General features: G+C 64.7%; 18 protein-coding genes. 11 read left to right on the top strand and 7 right to left on the bottom strand.

Annotated features, from left to right (window positions below; translation table 11 throughout):
- The first annotated feature begins 35 nt into the window (after positions 1–35).
- The 6 genes from LOY45_RS15795 (at position 36) to LOY45_RS15820 (ending at position 6,032) form a co-directional block, all read left to right on the top strand.
- Positions 36–743: a class I SAM-dependent methyltransferase gene (locus LOY45_RS15795; protein ID WP_115087050.1), complete on the top strand. Its 708-nt coding sequence runs from the start codon at positions 36–38 to the stop codon at positions 741–743.
- The gene (locus LOY45_RS15800; protein ID WP_115087051.1) at positions 736–954 is read left to right on the top strand and encodes a DUF4287 domain-containing protein; all 219 of its coding nucleotides are present in this window, start codon (positions 736–738) and stop codon (positions 952–954) included. Before LOY45_RS15795 ends, LOY45_RS15800 begins: the two co-directional genes overlap by 8 nt.
- A 256-nt stretch (positions 955–1,210) precedes the next feature.
- Positions 1,211–1,876, top strand: coding sequence for an ABC transporter ATP-binding protein (locus tag LOY45_RS15805; RefSeq protein ID WP_115087052.1), 666 nt, complete (start codon positions 1,211–1,213; stop codon positions 1,874–1,876).
- Entirely contained in the window at positions 1,876–4,329 is a 2,454-nt protein-coding gene (locus LOY45_RS15810) for an ABC transporter permease (RefSeq protein WP_258577979.1), read from the top strand. Before LOY45_RS15805 ends, LOY45_RS15810 begins: the two co-directional genes overlap by 1 nt.
- Positions 4,319–5,383, top strand: coding sequence for a lipocalin-like domain-containing protein (locus LOY45_RS15815; protein ID WP_115087054.1), 1,065 nt, complete (start codon positions 4,319–4,321; stop codon positions 5,381–5,383). The genes LOY45_RS15810 and LOY45_RS15815 overlap by 11 nt, the downstream gene beginning before the upstream one ends.
- A 256-nt stretch (positions 5,384–5,639) precedes the next feature.
- Positions 5,640–6,032, top strand: coding sequence for a GFA family protein (locus tag LOY45_RS15820; protein WP_258577980.1), 393 nt, complete (start codon positions 5,640–5,642; stop codon positions 6,030–6,032).
- Here LOY45_RS15820 and LOY45_RS15825 read toward each other — a convergent pair.
- A complete protein-coding gene (locus tag LOY45_RS15825; RefSeq protein ID WP_258577981.1) occupies positions 6,029–6,532 on the bottom strand; it encodes a GNAT family N-acetyltransferase in 504 nt (167 codons plus the stop codon). The genes LOY45_RS15820 and LOY45_RS15825 overlap by 4 nt on opposite strands.
- 95 nt (positions 6,533–6,627) lie before the next feature.
- Between LOY45_RS15825 and LOY45_RS15830 the strand changes: the two genes are divergently transcribed.
- Positions 6,628–7,656, top strand: coding sequence for a DUF1176 domain-containing protein (locus tag LOY45_RS15830; protein ID WP_258577982.1), 1,029 nt, complete (start codon positions 6,628–6,630; stop codon positions 7,654–7,656).
- A gap of 1 nt (position 7,657) precedes the next feature.
- Here LOY45_RS15830 and LOY45_RS15835 read toward each other — a convergent pair whose 3' ends face one another.
- Positions 7,658–8,587 (bottom strand): LysR family transcriptional regulator, encoded by a 930-nt coding sequence (locus tag LOY45_RS15835; RefSeq protein WP_010225615.1) that lies wholly within the window; start codon positions 8,585–8,587, stop codon positions 7,658–7,660.
- Between the two features lie 140 nt (positions 8,588–8,727).
- On the opposite strand from LOY45_RS15835, the gene LOY45_RS15840 reads away from it, so the two are divergent.
- The gene (locus tag LOY45_RS15840) at positions 8,728–9,855 is read left to right on the top strand and encodes an alkene reductase (RefSeq protein WP_115087060.1); all 1,128 of its coding nucleotides are present in this window, start codon (positions 8,728–8,730) and stop codon (positions 9,853–9,855) included.
- Positions 9,856–9,967: 112 nt separating this feature from the next.
- Complete coding sequence (locus LOY45_RS15845) at positions 9,968–12,385, top strand: TonB-dependent receptor (RefSeq protein ID WP_258577983.1); 2,418 nt, start codon at positions 9,968–9,970, stop codon at positions 12,383–12,385.
- A 137-nt stretch (positions 12,386–12,522) separates the two neighbouring features.
- On the opposite strand, the gene LOY45_RS15850 is transcribed toward LOY45_RS15845, so the two are convergent.
- On the bottom strand, positions 12,523–13,002 hold the full coding sequence (locus LOY45_RS15850) for a VOC family protein (protein WP_115087062.1): 480 nt from the start codon (positions 13,000–13,002) through the stop codon (positions 12,523–12,525).
- A gap of 78 nt (positions 13,003–13,080) precedes the next feature.
- On the opposite strand from LOY45_RS15850, the gene LOY45_RS15855 reads away from it, so the two are divergent.
- Positions 13,081–13,431 carry a hypothetical protein gene (locus tag LOY45_RS15855; RefSeq protein WP_115087063.1) on the top strand — a complete coding sequence of 117 codons (351 nt, stop codon included), beginning with the start codon at positions 13,081–13,083 and terminating at the stop codon, positions 13,429–13,431.
- An 8-nt stretch (positions 13,432–13,439) separates the two neighbouring features.
- Here LOY45_RS15855 and LOY45_RS15860 read toward each other — a convergent pair whose 3' ends face one another.
- From LOY45_RS15860 to LOY45_RS15870, 3 genes are read right to left on the bottom strand one after another with little or no spacing between them, the layout of a single operon-like run.
- The gene (locus LOY45_RS15860) at positions 13,440–14,804 is read right to left on the bottom strand and encodes a TolC family protein (protein WP_115087064.1); all 1,365 of its coding nucleotides are present in this window, start codon (positions 14,802–14,804) and stop codon (positions 13,440–13,442) included.
- Positions 14,801–16,936, bottom strand: a complete 2,136-nt coding sequence (locus tag LOY45_RS15865) for a peptidase domain-containing ABC transporter (protein WP_420832723.1) — start codon at positions 16,934–16,936, stop codon at positions 14,801–14,803. Before LOY45_RS15865 ends, LOY45_RS15860 begins: the two co-directional genes overlap by 4 nt.
- A 44-nt stretch (positions 16,937–16,980) precedes the next feature.
- On the bottom strand, positions 16,981–18,234 hold the full coding sequence (locus tag LOY45_RS15870; protein WP_258577985.1) for an HlyD family secretion protein: 1,254 nt from the start codon (positions 18,232–18,234) through the stop codon (positions 16,981–16,983).
- Positions 18,235–18,519: 285 nt separating this feature from the next.
- Here LOY45_RS15870 and LOY45_RS15875 point away from each other — a divergent pair, with 285 nt between their 5' ends.
- Entirely contained in the window at positions 18,520–18,738 is a 219-nt protein-coding gene (locus LOY45_RS15875; protein WP_115087066.1) for a hypothetical protein, read from the top strand.
- A 73-nt stretch (positions 18,739–18,811) separates the two neighbouring features.
- Here the strand turns inward: LOY45_RS15875 and LOY45_RS15880 are convergent, their stop codons facing one another.
- Positions 18,812–18,985 (bottom strand): hypothetical protein, encoded by a 174-nt coding sequence (locus LOY45_RS15880; protein WP_166675674.1) that lies wholly within the window; start codon positions 18,983–18,985, stop codon positions 18,812–18,814.
- Positions 18,986–19,052 lie beyond the last annotated feature (67 nt).

A 19,052-nucleotide genomic window follows, 5' to 3' on the forward strand; every position in this document is an offset into this window, starting at 1 on the left:
CTATCCTTGTGGGCAACTCCACCCCGGACAGCGCCATGGCCACCCCCGATGCCGAACTTCTGCAGAGCTGGCAACACAATGCCCGCGCCTGGATAGAGGCCGTCCGTAGCGGCGCCATCGAAAGCCGCCTCAAGGTCACCGACCAGGCAATTCTGCTGGCCGTGCTCTGCCGCCAGCCCGAGCGCGTGCTCGACCTGGGCTGCGGCGAAGGTTGGCTGTTGCGGGCGCTGGCCGAACGGGGCATCGAGGCCGTGGGGGTGGATGGCGACCCGACGCTGGTCGAGGCCGCACGAGCGGCAGGCAATTCATCGGTGCATCTGGCCAGCTACCAGGCATTGGCAGACGCAAAGGTGGATATCGGCAGCAACTACCATGTGATCTGCGCCAATTTCGCCCTGCTGCACCAGGACATCATCCCCCTGCTCGCCGCCATGAACGCCCTGCTCGCCCCTGGCGGTGCCCTGGTGATCCAGACCCTGCACCCGTGGACGGCAGCCGCAGAGGTCTACCAGGATGGCTGGCGCAAGGAGGACTTCGCCGGTTTCCAGGGCCAGTGGCAACCCATGCCCTGGTACCTGCGCACCCTGTCCAGCTGGTTCAATGCGCTGGACATGGCGGGTTTCAAATGGGTCGGTTTGCAAGAGCCGCAACATCCGCAAAGCGCCGTGCCGCAGTCATTGTTGTTGGTGGCTGAGGCGACACTGCCAGTCAATTCGCTTGAAAGGAGCCTGGATCATGAGTGAGGAGCAAAAAGTAAAAGGACCCGCCTCGTACTTCCCTTCGATCGAGAAGAAGTACGGGCAACCCATAAGCCACTGGCTGACGCTGCTCGGCTCAGTCAGCGCCAGGAAGCATATGGAGATGGTGGCCTGGCTCAAGGCCGAACATGGCATGGGCCATGGCCATGCCAATGCGCTGGTTGCGCACTTTCTGGCAGCCGCTAAAAAGGGCTGAAGGTTGGCTGCCGCGCCCCCCGGTCAATGCTTGCTGAAAGCGCTTTTCGCGCATTGACCGGGAGGCGACAAGCCATCGCTAGAAGAGGTCAATCAACCGGTCGGCACAACGCTGGGCGTCATGACCGATGTGCCGCACTCTTACTGTCGATCCTTGGCCGCCCCGGATCGGCGGCGAAAGCTAAACTGTGGGTGGCGGATCTGCGCAACAACCGCAGCCCCGCACCAGATGGGCCTTCGCAAGGAACCCCCAGCCAATGCTGGTCATCGAACAACTGTACAAGTCCTTCAGCACCGCCCAAGGCCCGCTAGCGGTTTTGCAGGGCGTCGACTTGCAGTTGGCCCAGGGCGGCAGCCTGGCGTTGATGGGCGAGTCCGGCAGCGGCAAAAGCACCCTGCTGCACCTGGTCGCCGGCCTCGATCGCGCCGACCGCGGGCGCATCCTGATCGATGGCCAGGCCCTCGACGGTCATTCGGAGTCAGCCTTGTCACGCTGGCGCCGGCACGGCATGGGCCTGGTGTTCCAGCAGTACAACCTGATCAGCAGCCTCGACGTGGCGGCCAATCTTGCCTTTCAGGCCAGGCTAGCGGCGCGGCTTGACCGCCAGTGGCTGGATTACCTGACAACCCGCCTGGGCCTCGCCAGCCTGTTGCCGCGTTACCCGGAGCAGTTGTCCGGCGGCCAGCAGCAGCGGGTCGCCATTGGCCGGGCGCTGGCCGCCCGCCCGGCGCTGGTGCTGGCCGACGAACCCACCGGCAGCCTCGACGAGGCCACCAGCGATGAAGTGCTGGCGCTGATGCTGCAGCTGGTCGGCGAGGCCGGCAGCAGCCTGCTGATGGTGACCCACAGCCCGCGCCTGGCTGCGCGTCTTGAGCAGCGCTGCGTCCTGCGCGCCGGGCGTGTGCAGGTCGAGGCGCGCTGATGAGCCCGCTGCTGATTGCCTTGCAGGCGCTGCTCAGCCACTGGCGGCGCCATCGCTTGCAGTTTTTCAGTATCTTTACCGGCTTGTGGCTGGCCACCGCGCTATGGACCGGGGTACAGGCGCTCAACAGTCAGGCCCGGGCCGACTACGCCCGCGCCAGCGCGGTGTTGACCGGCCCCGCGCAAGCGCAGCTGGTGGCCCGCAGCGGTGAACGCTTCGAGCAATCGCTGTATCTGCAACTGCGCAAGCTCGGTTGGCAGGTATCGCCGGTGCTGGAAGGCCGCTTGCGCTTCGCCGGGGAGCAGCCGCTGACGGTACGCTTGATCGGTATCGAGCCGCTGAGCCTGCCACCGGCAATGACCGTCGCCGGCACCCCGTTGCAAGGGTTCGACTTGCAGGCATTCATTGGCACGCCCGGGCAAGCCTGGATTGGCCCCGATACCCTGCGGCAACTGGCTGTGGATGCTGCCGGGCAAGCGACCAGCAGTGACGGCCAGAGATTGCCGCCGTTGGTTGTGCAGCCACAGTTGGCACCGGGCGTGATTGTCGTGGATATCGGCCATGCACAAGCGTTGCTGCACGCTTCGGGGCAACTGTCGCGATTACTGTCGAGCGATGAGGCCAGGCCCTTGCCGGCAGAGATCGCCGAGCGCCTGACCCTGCAAGCGCCCAGCGACGACGGCGACCTGCAGCGCCTGACCGACAGCTTTCACCTCAACCTCACCGCCCTCGGCCTGCTGGCCTTCGTCGTCGGGCTATTCATTGCCCACGCCGCCATCGGCCTGGCCCTCGAACAGCGCCGTGGCCTGATTCGCAACCTGCGCGCCTGCGGCATCAGCCTGAAAACCCTGTTGCTCGGCCTGGCGCTGGAGCTAGGCGTTTTCGCCGTACTCGGCGGCCTGGCCGGGGTCGCCAGCGGGTATGGGCTCGCCGCCTTGTTGCTGCCCGATGTCGCCGCCAGCTTGCGTGGCCTGTACGGCGCGCAGGTTGCCGGGCAACTGAGCCTGCCGGCCTGGTGGTGGCTGGCAGGGATCGTGGTGAGCGTGCTTGGCGCCTTGCTGGCCGGCGCCAGCAGCGTGCTGCGCGCCGCCCGTTTGCCGCTGCTGGCCCTGGCCCAGCCGCAGGCCTGGCGCCTGGCTCAAGGGCCCTGGTTGCACCGTCAGGCACTGGTAGCGGCATTTTTGCTGGTGGTTGCGCTGGGTTGCTGGCAATGGGGCAACAGCCTGACCAGCGCCTTGATCCTGCTTGCGGCGCTGTTGTTGGCGGCAGCGTTGCTGCTGCCCGCCCTGCTCGACGGCACACTGGCCTGGCTGGCACGCGTGTGCCACGGCCCGCTGAAGGAATGGTTTATCGCCGACAGCCGCCAGCAGCTCCCCGCGCTGAGCCTGGCGCTGATGGCGCTGTTGTTGGCCTTGGCCGCCAGCGTCGGCGTGGGCAGCATGACCGAGGGCTTTCGCAAGACCTTCAGCGGTTGGCTCGACCAGCGCCTTTCAGCCGATCTTTACCTCACCCCGCAGGACACGACACAAGCCCTGCAAATCAGCGACTGGCTCGCCCGGCAACCGGCCGTCACTACACTGTTGCCCAGCTGGCGTGCAGAAATACGCTTGCAACAGTGGCCGGTGCAGGTCCAGGGCATCATCGATCACCCCGCCTACCCCGCGCGCTGGCCATTGCTGGAACAAAGCCCGCAGGCCTGGGCGCAACTGGCCAGCGGGCGGGCAGTTATGCTCAGTGAGCAACTGGCCCGGCGCCTGAACTTGCACCTGGGCGACAAGCTGCAGTTAGCCAATCAAGCCATGACCGTCGTAGGCCTCTATGCCGACTATGGCAACCCCAAGGGCCACCTGCTGGTCAATGCCGACTGGCTGCGCGGGCACCTGGCGCAGGCGAAGCTGAGCAATATCAGCCTGAACCTTGCGCCCGATCGCGTTGCGGCGCTGAAGGCCGACTTGCAACAACGCTTCGCCCTGGACGACAGCCGCGTGGTCGAGCAAGCCACCTTGAAGCGCTGGTCCAGCGAGATCTTCAGCCGCACCTTCGCCGCCACCACGGCGCTCAACAGCCTGACCCTGGGGGTGGCGGGCATCGCCTTGTTCATCAGCCTGCTGACCTTGAGCCAGAGCCGCCTGGGCCAGTTGGCACCGCTCTGGGCGTTGGGCGTGCGGCGAACGCAACTGGTGTGGTTGTCGCTGGGACAGACCCTGATGCTGAGCAGCCTGACCGTGCTGTTGGCAATCCCCCTGGGGCTGTTGCTGGCCTGGTGCCTGGTGGCGGTGGTGAATGTCCAGGCCTTCGGCTGGCGCCTGCCGCTGCATGTATTTGCCGCGCAACTGCTGCAGCTGGCGGTGCTCGGCCTGTTGACCAGCCTGCTGGCCAGCGCCTGGCCGCTGTGGCAACTGGCGCGACGCCAGCCCAGCGAGCTGTTGAGGCAATTTGCCGATGAAATTTAACGTCTGCGTGTTGATCGGCCTGTTGCTGCTGGGCGGATGTGACCCGCCTGCGCCAGTGCCCAAAAGTTTTGCCGGGTTGGGTCAGGACGCTGCGGCCTTCAAGCAGGTGACGCGCAATCATCCGCTGGTGTTCCCCCTCGACCACGCTGCCCACAATGGCTTTCGCATCGAGTGGTGGTACGTCACCGCCAACCTCAGGGATCGCCAGGGGCGTGACTGGGGCGCGCAGTGGACGCTGTTCCGCTCGGCCCTGCGAGCGGGCCCGGAAACTAGCGACTGGGACAGCCCGAACCTGTGGATGGGCCATGCGGCACTGACCGGCCCCGGCGGCCATCAGGTCAGCGAAAGCCTGGCTCGGGGCGGTATAGGCCAGGCGGGGGTCGAAGCCCAGCCATTCCGGGCCTGGATCAACGATTGGTCACTGCAAGGCAGTGACGACATCAGCCACTTGCAGATGACCGCAAGCGGCAAGGGCTTTGCCTACCGCCTGAACCTGGTCAGCCCCGGCCCGCTGGTGCTGCATGGCGCCCGGGGCTACAGCGAAAAATCCGGCAAGGGCCAGGCGTCGTACTATTACAGCCAGCCGTTCTACCAGGTCAGCGGCGAGGTGGAACGCGACGGCCAACGCCTGACGGTCACCGGCAACGCCTGGCTCGACCGCGAGTGGAGCAGCCAGCCCCTGGCGGCCGGGCAGTCGGGTTGGGACTGGTTTTCCCTGCACCTGGACAGCGGCGCCAAACTGATGCTGTTTCGCGTGCGCGAGACCCAAGGCACACCTTACCGCGCAGGTACCTGGATCAGTGCCGAGGGTAGCGCCCAGGCACTGCAGGGTGAGCAGATCCAGCTGCAGGAGCTGGCCTGGAGCAAGCAGGAAAACGGCCGCGAGGTGCCTACCCGCTGGCGCGTGCAGGTGCCGGCGCATGACGTGGATGTGCAGGTCGATGCACTGGAGCCGAACGCATGGATGTCTACGCGCTTTCCGTACTGGGAGGGGCCGGTGCGCTTTAATGGAAGTGTGAGCGGCAAGGGCTACCTGGAGATGACCGGCTACTGACTTTGCAGGAGCGGGCTTGCCCCGCAACAGCATTGTGTCAGCCACATCGCATCGCGGGGCAAGCCCGCTCCCACTCTGGCCCTGCATGCACCCAACCCTGTGGGAGCCGGACTTGCCGGCGATCGAGCGCGTAGCGGTCGTAGTTCGGCCAGCAGCTGATGTGCTGGCCGTACCGGCCTCATCGCTGGTAAGGCCCGCGCCCACCAAGGGCAGTTTCTCCCACACCATGCCACGAACACACAACAGGAGACGCACCATGGACCACTTCACCGGCGGTTGCCTGTGCGGCAACGTGCGATTTGCAGCCTCGGGACGTCCCTATCGGGTCGGCCTTTGTCACTGCCTGGACTGCCGCAAACACCACGGCGCGCTGTTTCATGCTTCGGCGATCTTCCCCGAGGATGCGCTCAGCATCGAAGGCGAAACCCGTGACTACGCCGGGCGCTATTTTTGCCCCCGTTGCGGCTCGTCGGTGTTCGCCCGCTCAGGCGATGAAGTCGAAGTGAACCTCGGCTCGCTGGATGCCCCGGACCTGCTCACGCCCACCTACGAAAGCTGGACCATCCGCCGCGAGTCCTGGCTGCCGCCCTTCCCGCTCAGCAAGCACTATGAACGGGATCGCGACCCTTCAGGGCGCTTCGAGGATTAAGCGCTCAGCTGTCGCTGCATCCCCTGCGACATCAGGCTGGAACCCTCGCGCAGTGGCTCCGGCGCGCCGACCGGCTGGAAGCCATGGGCCTGGTACAAGCGCATCGCCGGGCTATCGGCGAGGGTCACGCCCAGGCCAACCCGGCGCACCGCAACGCTGGTAGCCCAGTCCAATGCCGCCTTGAGCAAGGCACCGCCAGCGCCCAGGCCGCGCGCAGCCGGGTCGACCCACATCTGATAGATGTCAGCCACACCCGGCTCGGCGGCGGACAATTTGCACCAGACCAGCCCGCATACCACGTCGCCATTAACCGCGAAAAACGCCCGGTCTTTGCCGCTGGCATGGGCCGCCGCAATCCGCGCCGCCCAGTTTTCATCGGTTCGTTGCGACTCTGCTGCGAAGGTGCTGCCAAACGCATCCGGCGAGTCCTGCAATGCCTGCAGGCGCAGGTCGCGGTAGGTTGGCCATTCATGGGGTAAAACGGGACGGATGGAGATCACAAGGCTTCCTGCGCTGATTGCCCCTAAACAGCTGCCAGACTACCACCAAGGTGCGATCATGCCGCCCTTCATCGACACCGCAGGATCAACCCACGATGTTTTCAGCAAGATGGACCTGGCTGGCCCTTACCCTGTTACCCGCCCTGACCCAGGCCGCAACACCGGAACCGGTGCCACTGACCCGGGTGTTCCAGGACTGGCGCGTGGCCTGCGACAACACCCGCCGCTGCACCGCCGTATCGGGCAGCACCGACAATCCGGGGATGGGCCTGTACATCGTTCGCGAAGCCGGTGCCAAGGGCAGCACCCGGCTCAGCGCGATCAGCTACGACGACTTCGCCCTGCGTTACGAATTTCACCTCGATGGCCGCCCCACCGAACCCTGGAAATACGGCTCGAAGGGCCGTGAGTACTATTACCTGGAAAACGACGCCGCCGTTGAGAAGCTGCGCGAGCTGCGCAACAGCGACACCCTGAGTTCCAACAGCAACTTTGGCGAACGCCGGGTATCGCTGCAGGGCTTGAGTGCCGCCTTGTTGCTGATGGATTCGGTGCAAGGCCGCATCGGCCACCCCAGTGCCTTCGTGCGCCCCGGCTACCAGGCGGACAGCCGGGTGCCGCCGGCCCCGGCCATTCCCAAGCTGCCACGCTTCACCCTGGCGCCGGCCTTGAGCGAGGCCGAGCAACAGGCCATCGGCGACTACATGATTGCCCTGAGCAAAGACGAGTTGAGCGCCGCGCCTCATCAAAACTGGCAGGCCCAGGCCGAGGTTTACTCTCTGGACCCGACCCACGCCCTGGTGCGCCTGCGTTACGGCTGCGCCGAGGACGGCTGCAACCACAGCCTCTACCGCGTCTCGCGCACGGCGCCTTACCAGGCGACGCCGCTTGAGCTCAAAGCGGCCCCCGAGGCTGATGTTGCCCCTGAACTGTACGGGCAGATCAGCTTCAACCCGGTCAGCGGCCAGTTGAAGATTTTCCGCGAGATGGGCAAGGACTGCGGCGATAGCTCGATCTGGCAATACGACGGTACGGCCATGCAGCTCAAGGACCGCCGGACCATGTGGCGCTGCGACAGCATCAACGAGGACTATTGGCCGGTGACCTGGCGCGCCAAGGGTTGACTCAAGCGCCCAGGTCATCCCAGTACGGCGGCGTGCCGATGGCGTCGAGAAAGTAGTCCCACACCCGCCGCACCTTCTGCGAGCGCAGGCGGTTTTCCGGTGACAGCAGGTGGATCTGGCTCGGCGTCGCCTCCACGGCGCCTTCCCAGTCGGGCAACAGTTGCACCAGGGCCTTGCTGGTAAAGCTGTGCTTGCTGAACAGCCAGGACGGAAAGAACACGATACCCCGCCCGGCCAGGGCCGCCTCGACCAGCACCTGGGCATTGTTGCTGCGCAGCGGCCCGTGCACGTCGACCACTTCAACGGTATCGCTGCCCGGGCGGCGCAAGTGCCAGCGCTGCGCCCCGCCGGTGCCTTTGTAGACCAGGCAGCAGTGCTGGCGCAGGTCCTGCGCGGACGTCGGCTGGCCATATCTGTGCAGGTAATCGGGACTTGCGCACAGCACATACCGCTGGGTGCAGATCTGCCGCCCGATCAGCCCCGAATCCTCCAGGTGGCCGACGCGGAAGGTGATGTCGGCGCCCTCCTGCACCGGGTCGATATAGGCATCGGTGGCCGTCAGTTCAACGGTCAGCTCCGGGTACTGCTCATGCAAGCCATTGAGCAGCCGGACGATGTGCAAATGGGCGAAGGCCACCGGCGCGTTGATCCGCACCAGGCCGCGAATGTCGCCGGTCTTGCCGCTGATCGATTCGTCGGCGGCATCCAGCAGCTCCAGCACTTCGCGAATCTGCAGGTAATAGCGCTCGCCGGCGTCAGTCAACTTGACCGCGCGGGTGTTGCGGTACAGCAACTGCTGCCCGACCTCGCGCTCAAGCGCGGCGATGAAGCGTGACACCGATGAGGCCGGCACCTGAAAGTGCCGGGCGGTGGCGGAGAAGCTGCCGGTTACCGCCACCATGGCGAAAAAGCGGTGGGCTTTGAGGTGCATGGGCGGCTCCTGCGACGGGAAATCCGCCCAGTATAGGGGCATAAATTGCTGTAGCAGCAATAGTGTTTTGCAATTTGCCTTGATTGTGGCTGTTTTCGCAAGATCCTAGGATGGCGCCATCCCACCGAGAGGCCCCACTCATGAATGACCTGTTTGCCCCTTATGACCTCGGCTCGCTGCAACTGAGCAACCGTTTCGTCATGGCGCCGATGACTCGCTCACGCGCCCCCGAAGACATTGCCACCGAACAGATCGCCCTGCATTACACCCAACGCGGCACCGCCGGTTTGATCGTCTCCGAAGGCACGCCAATTTCCCGCGAAGGCCAGGGTTACCTGTTCAACCCGGGCATTTTCACCGAGCAGCAAGTCCAGGGCTGGAAGCTGGTGACCGACTCGGTGCACAGCGTCGGCGGTAAGATCTTTGCCCAGCTGTGGCATGTCGGCCGGGTGTCGCACACCTCGATCCAGCGCGATGGCCAGGCCCCGGTCAGCGCCACCAGCAAGGTCGCCCAGGGCGCGATTGCCTTCGGCTACACCGACAGCGGCGAGCCCGGCTTTGTCTCGACTTCGACACCGCGCCCGCTGAACACTGAAGAGGTCGGCCGGGTAGTCGAAGACTTCGCCCAGGCCGCCGCCAACGCCATTGCCGCAGGCTTCGACGGCGTGGAAATCCACGGCGCCAACGGTTACTTGATCGAGCAGTTCCTCAACCCGCTGGTCAACGACCGCAACGACCGTTACGCCGCAGACACCCTGGAAAACCGCCTGCGCTTCGTTTTTGAAGTGGTCGATGCCGTCGTCAGGCGCATCGGCGCCGACAAGGTCGGCATCCGCATCTCGCCGTACGGCCAGCTGTTCGACATGCCGATCTACGCGCAAATCGACGAGACCTACTCGGCCCTCTGCGCCGGCATGGGTCAACGCGGCATCGCCTATGTGCATGTGATGGACCAGACCCACTTCTTCCTCGCCAGCGAAGGCGCGGTGGCCCAGGAGCAGGCACTGCGTGAGCTGCTGGCGCAGTGCAAGGCGCAACTGGGCCAGACCGCGCTGATCCTGGCCGGGGACATGACCCTGGAGCGTGCCCAGGACCTGGTGGACGCAGGCTTGATCGACCTGGCGGGCTTTGGCCAGCCGTTCATCGCCAACCCCGACCTGGTTGCCCGTCTGAAAAACGGCTGGCCGTTGACCGCGCCGGATCGCGACACCTACTACGGTGGCGGCGCCAAGGGTTACCTGGACTACGCCCCGTACGTCCCGGCCTGAACCGCGAGCAGACCCGCCCTCGTCATGCGTGGCATTATTTGCGCAAACCTCTGTCCCCTTTTGTTCGCTCGCTTGTCATCAAGGGCATGTGAACCTAAAAGAGAGCGCAACAATGCCCGCACTGACACGCCACCGAACGCGCCTGGCGTCTTCGTTTTCGTCCCCTACCCTGTGCCTGATGCTCGGCCTGGCGTCGTTGGCCCCGCTAGCGGCGCTGGCCGACAGCGCCACCCGCAGCTACCAGGTACCGGCTGGCGAACTGGGCGCGGCGCTGACCCGTTTCGCCGCCCAGGCCGGGGTCAGCCTGTCGGTGGACCCGGGCCTGGTCAATGGCCGGCGCAGTGCCGGTCTGAATGGCAGTTTCAGTGTGGATGAAGGTTTTGCCCGGCTGCTGCAGGGCTCTGGCCTGCAACTGCAACCGGTGGCTGCGGGCGCCTACACCTTGGTGCCTGCCCCGCAAAGTGGCGACGCCGTGGAAATCGCCCCGACCAGCATCCTCGGGGCCCATAACGGTGCTGACGACGATGGCCAGCGCTATGCCGGTGGCCAGGTCGCCCGCCGTGGTTCGCAAGGCTTGCTGGGCTCGCGGGACTTCATGGAAACGCCCTTCAGCATGACCACCTATACCAGCGAGGCGATCAAGGGCCAGCAGGCGCGGACCCTCGGCGACCTGATCGCCAGCGACCCGTCGGTGCGCGCCACCAACCCCGCCGGTGGGCGCTTCGAGCAATTCACCATTCGCGGCTTCAGCCTGTTCAACAGCGATGTGGCCTACAACGGCCTGTATGGCATCCTGCCGACCTATTCCATCGACATGGAAATGGCCGACCGCGTCGACATCATCAAAGGCCCCAGCCAACTGATCAACGGCATCTCGCCGCGGGGCAGCGTCGGCGGCGGCATCAACGTGGTGCCCAAGCGCGCCAGCGACAAACCGATCACCGAGCTCACCGGCAGCTACGCCTCAGACAGCCAGCTCGGCGGCGCCGTGGACATCGGCCGGCGCTTTGGTGAGGACGGCAAGTTCGGCCTGCGCTTCAATGGCGTCAAGCAAGCTGGCGACACCGAGTGGGACCAGCAGAGCGTCGACCGCGAGATGGCCGTGCTCGGCCTGGACTTTCGTGGCGAGCGGCTGCGCCTGTCCACCGATATCGGCCATACCGAGCGCAACACCGATGCGCCCCAGGAGCGGGTGATCGTTGGCGCCAATGCCAAGGTGCCGGATGCCGAGGAGGTGCGGCGCAACTACGCCCAGGCCTGGAGCAAGGCGCGCACCAACGATACCTTCGGCACAGTGAACGCCGAATACGACATCAACGACTCGCTGATGGCCTACGGCGCGGTCGGCGCGCGCAAGAGCAACCACGACTTCCTCCGCCATAACGTGCCGGTCTCCAACGATGCCGGCGACTTCAGCGTCCAGCCGCGCGACTTCACCCGCGACGAAAACGTGCGCACCGCCACCGCCGGCCTGCGCAACTGGTTCGAAACCGGCCCGGTGAGCCACGAGGTCAACCTGGCGGCCAACTATTTCTACATGGACTTCGAGAACGGCGGTGGGCGTTATGCGGCCGGCCCGAGCAACCTCTACAACCCGCGCCCTACCCCCACCCCCGGCACCCTGCTGCGCTCGGACCCCAAGGTCTATACCGAGAACCGCTTCAGCGGCGTGGCGTTGTCCGACACCCTGGGCTTTTTCGACCAGCGCCTGTTGCTGACCCTGGGCGCGCGCTGGCAGCGGGTCCAGGTCGATGACTGGAGCGACGGCATCAAGGGCGACACTGCCTATGATGAGGAGAAGCTCTCGCCCTCGGGCGGCATCCTGTTCAAACTCACCGACCAGCTCTCGCTGTATGCCAACTACATGGAAGGCCTGAGCCAGGGCAAGATCGCCCCGTCGACTTCGATCAACGAAGACCAGATCTTTGCGCCGTTCATCAGCCGCCAGGTGGAAGTCGGCGCCAAGTATGACCTGGGCAGCTTCGCCCTGACCGCCAGCGCCTTTCGCATCAAGCAGCCGGCCTACGAGACCAACGCCACTACCCGGGTGTTCGGGCCCAACGGCAAGCGCGAGAACAAGGGCGTCGAGCTCAACGTGTTTGGCGAGCCGCTCAGGGGCTTTCGCTTGCTGGGTGGGGTGATGTACATCGACAGCGAACTGACCGACACCGTCGGCGGCAGCTTCGACGGCAACCGCGCCCCGGCAACACCGGAGTACAACGTCAGCCTGGGCGCCGAGTATGACGTGCCTGCCCTCGCCGGCCTGACCCTGACGGCTCGTGGCCTGCATTCCAGCTCACAATACCTGGACCAGGCCAACAGCAAGCAGATCGACGGCTGGGAGCGCTACGACCTCGGTGCGCGCTATGCCTTCAAGGTCGATGACAAGGACATCACCCTGCGCGCCAGTGTCGAGAACGTGCTGGACGACCGCTACTGGGCTTCGGCGGGTGCCTCGGATGACAGTGAGGCGGGGCTGACCCTGTCGACGCCGCGGACCTACCTGGTGTCAGCGACCCTGGGTTTTTGAGGGCACAGCGGTTAGCTGCAACAGGATCCCTGTGGGAGCTGGCTTGCCAGCGATGAGGCCAGTCCAGTCAATACATCAAGTGCTGACCGGGCTACGACCGCTGCGCGCTCGATCGCTGGCAAGCCAGCTCCCACAGTTCAACCCCTGACTGCCGCCTCAATCACCGCAATATCAATCTTGCGCATTCCCATCATCGCCTCGAAGGCGCGCTTGGCCGCGGCGCGGTCTGGGCTGGTCACCGCCTCGACCAGCACCCGTGGCGAGATCTGCCACGACAGCCCCCACTTGTCCTTGCACCAGCCGCAGGCGCTTTCCTGGCCGCCATTGCCGACAATGGCATTCCACAAGCGATCGGTTTCCGCCTGGTCTTCGGTCGCGACCTGGAACGAGAACGCCTCGTTATGCTGGAACATCGGGCCACCGTTGAGCCCCACGCAGGGGATGCCCAACACGGTAAACTCCACGGTCAGCACATCCCCCTCCTTGCCTGAGGGGAAGTCGCCCGGCGCCCGGTGCACCGCACCGACCTTGCTGTCGGGGAAGGTTTGCGCGTAAAAGGTCGCAGCCTCCAGTGCGGTGCCGTCGTACCAGAGGCAGAGGGTCGTTTTATGGCTCATCCTGGTTCTCCACGGTTGGTGAATGGCAGGTTGATTCTAGTCAGGAAGACAGCGGACATACGTGAGGATTTATACAGCATGACCAGAATCAGCATTGCCTGCGCCTCACCCAGCAGTGACCTGGAAATCGCCAAATTTCTGCATCAACGCTTGAAGATGTCGATCAGCGGCGCACGCCAACTGCTGGCCAGCGGCGCCCAGGGCTGTTTCTTCAGCGCCGAACTCTATGGCAATGATCATGTCCAGCGCGATCAGGACATTCGCGACATCCTCGCCTTCTTCCGGCAACAGCAACTGCCCCTGCTGCTGGTTGAAAGCGACGAGGGCCAGGCGCCGGAGGCGCTGCCTGCAGAGGATCTGGAGCAATACTCAATCGCCGAAGAGCACCTGCTCAATGCGCTGGATGCGGCCCAAGGGCGTTACTGCTAGCGCGGGGTTCACAACGCGCCATTCAACTGCCCCAGGTCCGCCGCCAGTTGCAACCTGGCGGTGTACCAGTTGACCAGCGACTCCACTCGCCGCTGCTCGGCGATGGCCAGTTCATTCTGCGCCCTGAGCAGTTCGATAATGCTGCCCACCCCGGCCTTGTAGCGCCCCAACGCGACCTGATGGGATTGTCCGGCACTGGCGACGAAGCTGCGGCTGAGCGCCAGGGCGCGGGTGCGCGCATCCAGGGCCTGGCGGCTTTTCCAGACGTTGAGAGCGACGCTGCGTTCGGTCTGCTCCAGCGCCTGCTCGCGGGCGCCGGCTTCGTAGTCGGCGGCGCGGGCACGACGACGGCTGAGGAAGCCGTCGAAGATCGGCACGGTGATCTGTACACCCACGCTCCAGGTCTCGATCTGCTGACGCGTCGACACCTGGTCGATCGGCGTGTCCTCCTGCTGGTAGCTGCTGAACAGCGACACCTTCGGGCGCCCTTCGGCACGCGCTTCATCCGCCTTGGCGCGCGTGGCGAACCAATCCGCGCGGGCCTTTTCGATGGCCGGATGCTGGGCCTTGGCCTGCGCCATCAGGGCATCGACACTGGCCATGAACTCGCCCTCCTGCCCCGCCGGCTCGTTCATGGCGCTGAGCGTCAGCGGTGCCGAGGGTGACAGCCCGAGGGCACTGGCCAGGGCACCCTGGGCCGCCGCGTATTCACCCTCGGCCAGCACCCGTTCGAGTTGCGCCTGGTCGTGAGTGGCCTGGGCCTGCAGACGGTCGGTCTGCTCGCCGGCCCCGGCCTGGTACTTGGCTGTTGCCGCCTTGAGGCTGTTGGCCGCCAGGGATTCGGCGCTGCGCTTGGCTTCGAGCAACGCGGCGTTGGCCTGGACCTGGTAGAAGGCTTTGCTGGTGTCGAGCACCGTGGCCTGGATTTTCTCCACGCGACTGCTGCTGGCAGCGTTCAACAACTGGCGGGCGCCCTCGACTTTCGCCGCCCGCAGGCCAAAGTCATACAGCACCCAGCTCAGATTCAGGCCATAGCTGTTGGTGCGGGTGTTCAAGGTCGAGTCGGCTTCGGGAAAGTTGTCAAAGCGCGTCTTGCGGCTTGCTCGTCCGCTGCTGGCCTGGGCTTGCACGGTCGGCCAGTAGGCCGAGTACTCGGCATCGAGGCTGGCCTGGCTGCTCAGTTGCGACAGCCAGGCTTCACGCACTTCAGGATCGGCGCACAGGGCGATGGCCACGGCACTGGACAACGCCAGCGGCTCTGCCGGGCTTAACCTGCCCGGGCAGGCATCGAGGGGTTCGGCGGCCATGCCCGGCGCGACCCTCCAGACTGCCAGCAAGGCAGCCAGACACAACCTCAGCAGGTGGTGGTTCATGACGAAGACGCCGCACCACGGGCAACTTCACCTGGCTCGGCTGGCGCCTGCTCATCCGCCTCGATCAGCGGCCCGTCATAGACCACTCGGCCGTTGTCCAGCGCCAGCACCCGGCGTGCCGAGCGAATGGTATCGGGGCGATGGGCGACAATGATGCGGGTGATGTTCAGCGCTTGCAGGGCATGGTTGACCGCCGCCTCCCTGGCGATGTCGAGGTGGCTGGTGGCCTCGTCGAGAAACAGCAGCCTGGGCCGCCGGTACAGCGCCCGGGCCAGCAGGATGCGTTGCTTCTGCCCACCCGACAGCACCGTGCCCATGTCGCCCACCAGGGTGTTGTAGGCCATGGGCATCTGCGCGATGTCGTCATGCACCGCCGCCATGCGCGCGCACTGCTCGACCCAGCGCGGGTTGGCCTCGGCGCTGAAAAAACTGATGTTGTCGGCAATCGAGCCGGCAAACAGCACATCATCCTGCAGCACCGTGGCGCTGACCCGTCGCAGCCGCTCCAGGTTATGGCTATCGATGGCAACACCGTCGAGCAGCACGCTGCCGCTGCTGGGGGCCAGAATGCCGAGCATGACGTTGAGCAAGGTGGTCTTGCCGCCACCCGAAGGGCCGACAATCGCCAGCGAGTCCCCGGCTTCGATACGCACCGACACGTCATCGAGCACATAGGGCTCGTGCTCGGAATAACGGAACTTGAGCTGGCGCACTTCCAGGCTCGGCACGCTGTCGACGGCGTCATTGTCGTCAACGGACGGGGACTGCCTGGGCTCGGGCACCTGCAGGAGGATATCGGCCAGGCGCTCGCCATGCAGGCGCAGCATCAGCACATCCACCAGCTTGTCGATCAGCCCGGCCACACGGCTGTTGAACTGCTCCTTGTAGGCGTTGAAGGCAATCAGCATGCCGGCGCTGAACTGGCCATCGAGCACCAGCCTGGCGCCGAGCCAGATCACCAGCACGGTCACCAGGCCGAACAGCAGGCCATTGAAGGCACGGTAGGCCAGCTCCAGCTTTTGCGGGCGCAAACCGGCGTTGATTTCCTCGACCAACAGGCTGCCCCAGGCGCTGGCGCGTTGCTCCTGATGGCCGAACAACTTGATGGTGCGCACCCCGCGCATGCTTTCCAGAAAGTAGCTCTGCTGCCGGGCGGCATGCACCAGTTGCTCTTCGCTGGCGCGGCGCAACGGGCCGAACCAGGCCCAGCGGGCCAGCGCATAGACAACCATGGCCAGCAGCGCGATCAGTGCCAACGGCGGGCTGTAGGCGAACATCAGGCCGAGGGTCACCAGGGTCATCAGGCCGTCGAGCAGGGCTTCGACAAACGAGGTGGTCAGGGTGTGCTGGATCGATTTCAACGAGCCAAAGCGCGAGACGATATCGCCCAGGTGGCGGCGCTCGAAGAAGGCCACGGGTAAGCGCACCAGGTGGCTGAAGACGTTGATCTGCCATTGCGCGCTGAGCATGGTGCCCAGGTACATCAATGCCCAGGAACGGCCCAGCGCCAGGGTTTGCTGCATTACCAGCAACAGGCCGAAGCCGATCGCCAGCACCGCCAGCAGGTCCAGGTCGGCGCTGACCAGCACCTTGTCGATCACCGTTTGCAAAAAAAACGGGCTGAGCACCATGCACAGCTCCAGCGCCGCCGCCAGCAACAGCACATGGCTCAGTACCCCGCCAAAGCCTTGCACCCGGCCCAGCAACTGACGCAACCGCAGCGGCGGGTTGGCCGGCCCCGGCTGGAAATCGCTCTGTGGCCACAACTCCAGGGCCACGCCGGTGAAGGCTGCCGAGACTTCATCGAACGACAGTTGGCAAACGCCGCGCCCCGGATCGTGCAGGGTCACCCCGCGCGGGCCGACCTCCTTGAGCACCACGAAGTGGTTGAAGTTCCAGTGCAGCACACAGGGCAAGCGCAATTGCCCCAGCGCTTGCAACTCCAGACGCAACGGCCGGCTGGCCAGGCCCAACTGGCTGGCCATGGCCATCAACTGCTTGAGGGTTGCGCCCTTCATCGACGGCGACAGTTTCTGGCGCAGCGAGAACAGGTCGTGGCGCTGGCCGTGGAAGCCGGCGATCATCGCCAGACAGGCCTGGCCGCACTCGGCGGCTTCGGCCTGGAGCACCATGGGCAGCTTGCGGCCGATGCCGAAAGCCAGCGGTTGGCGAATGTTCAAAGGCGTTTCCCTATGCCGCGCAGGGGTTCAAGCAGCCACTCGTAGAGGGGCATGTTTTCCTGCAGGATGTCTGCGTCCAGTTGCATGCCCGAACGCAAGCGCTCGTTCAGCCCGCGCCCGAGCATGCTTTGTTGTTCGAGGGTGACCCTGACCCGGTACATCGGGCCCAGCTCGCGCTGCTGCTCGGAGACGCCGCCCACGCTCATGATTTCATCGGCCGGCAGCGCGCTGCGTGACACCGACGCTACCGTGCCGCGGGCCAGGCCGAAGTGCTGGTAGGGATAGGCCTGATAGCGCAGCAGCACCGCATCGCCGGCACGTACGAAGCCCGCCGCACGGCTGGGCACATAGAGTTCGGCATACAGCTGGGCATCCGTGGGCACGATGCTCAGCAACGGCCGGTTGCTGTCGGCGCGGGTGCCATTGACCACGCCAACGGCCGTCACCTCACCACTGGCCGGCGCGGTAATCACCACCTGGCGTTTGACTTCGCTTTCCAGCAGGCTGCCCTGGCTCTCCGACAAGCGCCGCTCAAGCTCGGCCAGTTGCTTGCCCTGGTTGAACGGCAACTCGGCAAGTTCGGCGCGCAAGGTCGCGATATCGTTACGCAACGACAACAACGAACGGCTCAGTTCCTCGCTACGCAGGCGCACTTCCAGCACGGCATCCTGCTTTTCCTGCAACTGGTCGCGGGACACATAGTCCTGACGTTGCAGGTCGGCATAGCGCGCGGCAATACCCTGGGCTAGCCCCAGGCGCTGGCGGCTGATGTCCATTTGCGTGACGATTTTCTGCTGCTCGCTTTCCAGCACCGCCAGGCGTCGGCGCTTGCCCTCCAGCTCCTGCAGGTGCAGCGCGCGGGTGGTAGCGATTTCGTCTGTCAGGCTGTCGTTACGGCGCTTGATCAAGCGGCTGATGGCGACGTGCGCACCACCGGCCTCGGCGTACAGGTCACTGCCCAGCGCCATCAGCGTAGCGCCCGCGGCAACGGTCTGCCCCTCGGCTGCGGCAAGGTCTTGGACAACTCCCGGCTGTGGCGCAAATACCTTGATCAGGCCACCCTGGGGCACCAGCACGCCGGTCACGGTGGCGCGGCGGGTATAGGTGGCGCAGGCCAGAAACACAATCAACAACACGCTGAACAGCAGCGCAGCAAGTGCCGCCCAGCGCAGGGGCACGGGCGCCACCAGCAGCACACTGCCCAACTCCTTGTCACGCCGTGCATGCACGGCTTCGCTCCTGAATAACATGCCAATCCATGACCCGGCGGATAACGTTAATAACACTGAACAGACCATTCAGCTGAGTCCGTAGCAGCATAACGGCGGATTAATCCGCAGGCACTAGCACACTTGTACTATTGCACTTTGATCCGGGGCATCACTAACTTGTCCGGGGATCGAAACAGCGAACAACTGCAATTAAAACTGTGATCGGTCTCTCATTTTTAAAATGAGTAATACGTTGCGCCCAGGCCCTCTCCTGGGGGGGATCAACCTAGGACGAACCCACTGTATCAACGAGGTAACTATCTCATGACCCATGCCCAAAACATCGACATGACCACCGCCACGCCAGCCGCCCTGCGGGTGCTGGACGATCAGGAAGTAGACCAGGTAAGCGGCGGATTTTCCGTCAGCGCAGGCTCCTGGACACTGACCGGTGGTTCCTACAACTTCGGCGCTGGCGCCGGTTACCGCTTTGACTTGTACAAAGGCGGCGCCCATCAGGGCAGTTACACCATGTGCAAATAAACTCAGCGATTATATGAGTTTGAAGTAAGCGAAGGGCCATTGCGGCCCTTCGTTCTATATACAAGGATGATAGTTAATTGCCATCAGCCACCTTGCGTTCAATCTCGGCGATCTTGCGGCTGAGCTCTTCGGCGGCGTCTGCCTGGGTACGATGGGTGGTCGGGGTGATCGGCCGGTTGGCAGGGTCGTTGTCTTCAGCAGGCTTGTCCGTCTCGTTGGCGGGCTTGTCGCGGTCATGGCTGTTCATTGCAGTTACCTCCCGTGTCATACCCGTTGGATAGCACGCCAGCCTCGGAGTTCTCATCGGCAACGGC

This window comes from Pseudomonas wadenswilerensis, from assembly GCF_024749185.1.
In the GTDB taxonomy this organism is placed as follows: domain Bacteria; phylum Pseudomonadota; class Gammaproteobacteria; order Pseudomonadales; family Pseudomonadaceae; genus Aquipseudomonas; species Aquipseudomonas wadenswilerensis.

Excerpts from the sequence above, each read along its gene's own strand:
- LOY45_RS15870 (WP_258577985.1), bottom strand. The coding sequence starts at position 18,234 with ATGTTATTCAGGAGCGAAGCCGTGCATGCACGGCGTGACAAGGAGTTG.
- LOY45_RS15865 (WP_420832723.1), bottom strand. The coding sequence starts at position 16,936 with ATGGTGCTCCAGGCCGAAGCCGCCGAGTGCGGCCAGGCCTGTCTGGCG.
- LOY45_RS15850 (WP_115087062.1), bottom strand. The coding sequence starts at position 13,002 with ATGAGCCATAAAACGACCCTCTGCCTCTGGTACGACGGCACCGCACTG.
- LOY45_RS15845 (WP_258577983.1), top strand. The coding sequence starts at position 9,968 with ATGCCCGCACTGACACGCCACCGAACGCGCCTGGCGTCTTCGTTTTCG.
- LOY45_RS15805 (WP_115087052.1), top strand. The coding sequence starts at position 1,211 with ATGCTGGTCATCGAACAACTGTACAAGTCCTTCAGCACCGCCCAAGGC.
- LOY45_RS15880 (WP_166675674.1), bottom strand. The coding sequence starts at position 18,985 with ATGAACAGCCATGACCGCGACAAGCCCGCCAACGAGACGGACAAGCCT.
- LOY45_RS15875 (WP_115087066.1), top strand. The coding sequence starts at position 18,520 with ATGACCCATGCCCAAAACATCGACATGACCACCGCCACGCCAGCCGCC.
- LOY45_RS15820 (WP_258577980.1), top strand. The coding sequence starts at position 5,640 with ATGGACCACTTCACCGGCGGTTGCCTGTGCGGCAACGTGCGATTTGCA.
- LOY45_RS15840 (WP_115087060.1), top strand. The coding sequence starts at position 8,728 with ATGAATGACCTGTTTGCCCCTTATGACCTCGGCTCGCTGCAACTGAGC.
- LOY45_RS15800 (WP_115087051.1), top strand. The coding sequence starts at position 736 with ATGAGTGAGGAGCAAAAAGTAAAAGGACCCGCCTCGTACTTCCCTTCG.
- LOY45_RS15860 (WP_115087064.1), bottom strand. The coding sequence starts at position 14,804 with ATGAACCACCACCTGCTGAGGTTGTGTCTGGCTGCCTTGCTGGCAGTC.
- LOY45_RS15855 (WP_115087063.1), top strand. The coding sequence starts at position 13,081 with ATGACCAGAATCAGCATTGCCTGCGCCTCACCCAGCAGTGACCTGGAA.
- LOY45_RS15830 (WP_258577982.1), top strand. The coding sequence starts at position 6,628 with ATGTTTTCAGCAAGATGGACCTGGCTGGCCCTTACCCTGTTACCCGCC.
- LOY45_RS15795 (WP_115087050.1), top strand. The coding sequence starts at position 36 with ATGGCCACCCCCGATGCCGAACTTCTGCAGAGCTGGCAACACAATGCC.
- LOY45_RS15815 (WP_115087054.1), top strand. The coding sequence starts at position 4,319 with ATGAAATTTAACGTCTGCGTGTTGATCGGCCTGTTGCTGCTGGGCGGA.
- LOY45_RS15835 (WP_010225615.1), bottom strand. The coding sequence starts at position 8,587 with ATGCACCTCAAAGCCCACCGCTTTTTCGCCATGGTGGCGGTAACCGGC.
- LOY45_RS15810 (WP_258577979.1), top strand. The coding sequence starts at position 1,876 with ATGAGCCCGCTGCTGATTGCCTTGCAGGCGCTGCTCAGCCACTGGCGG.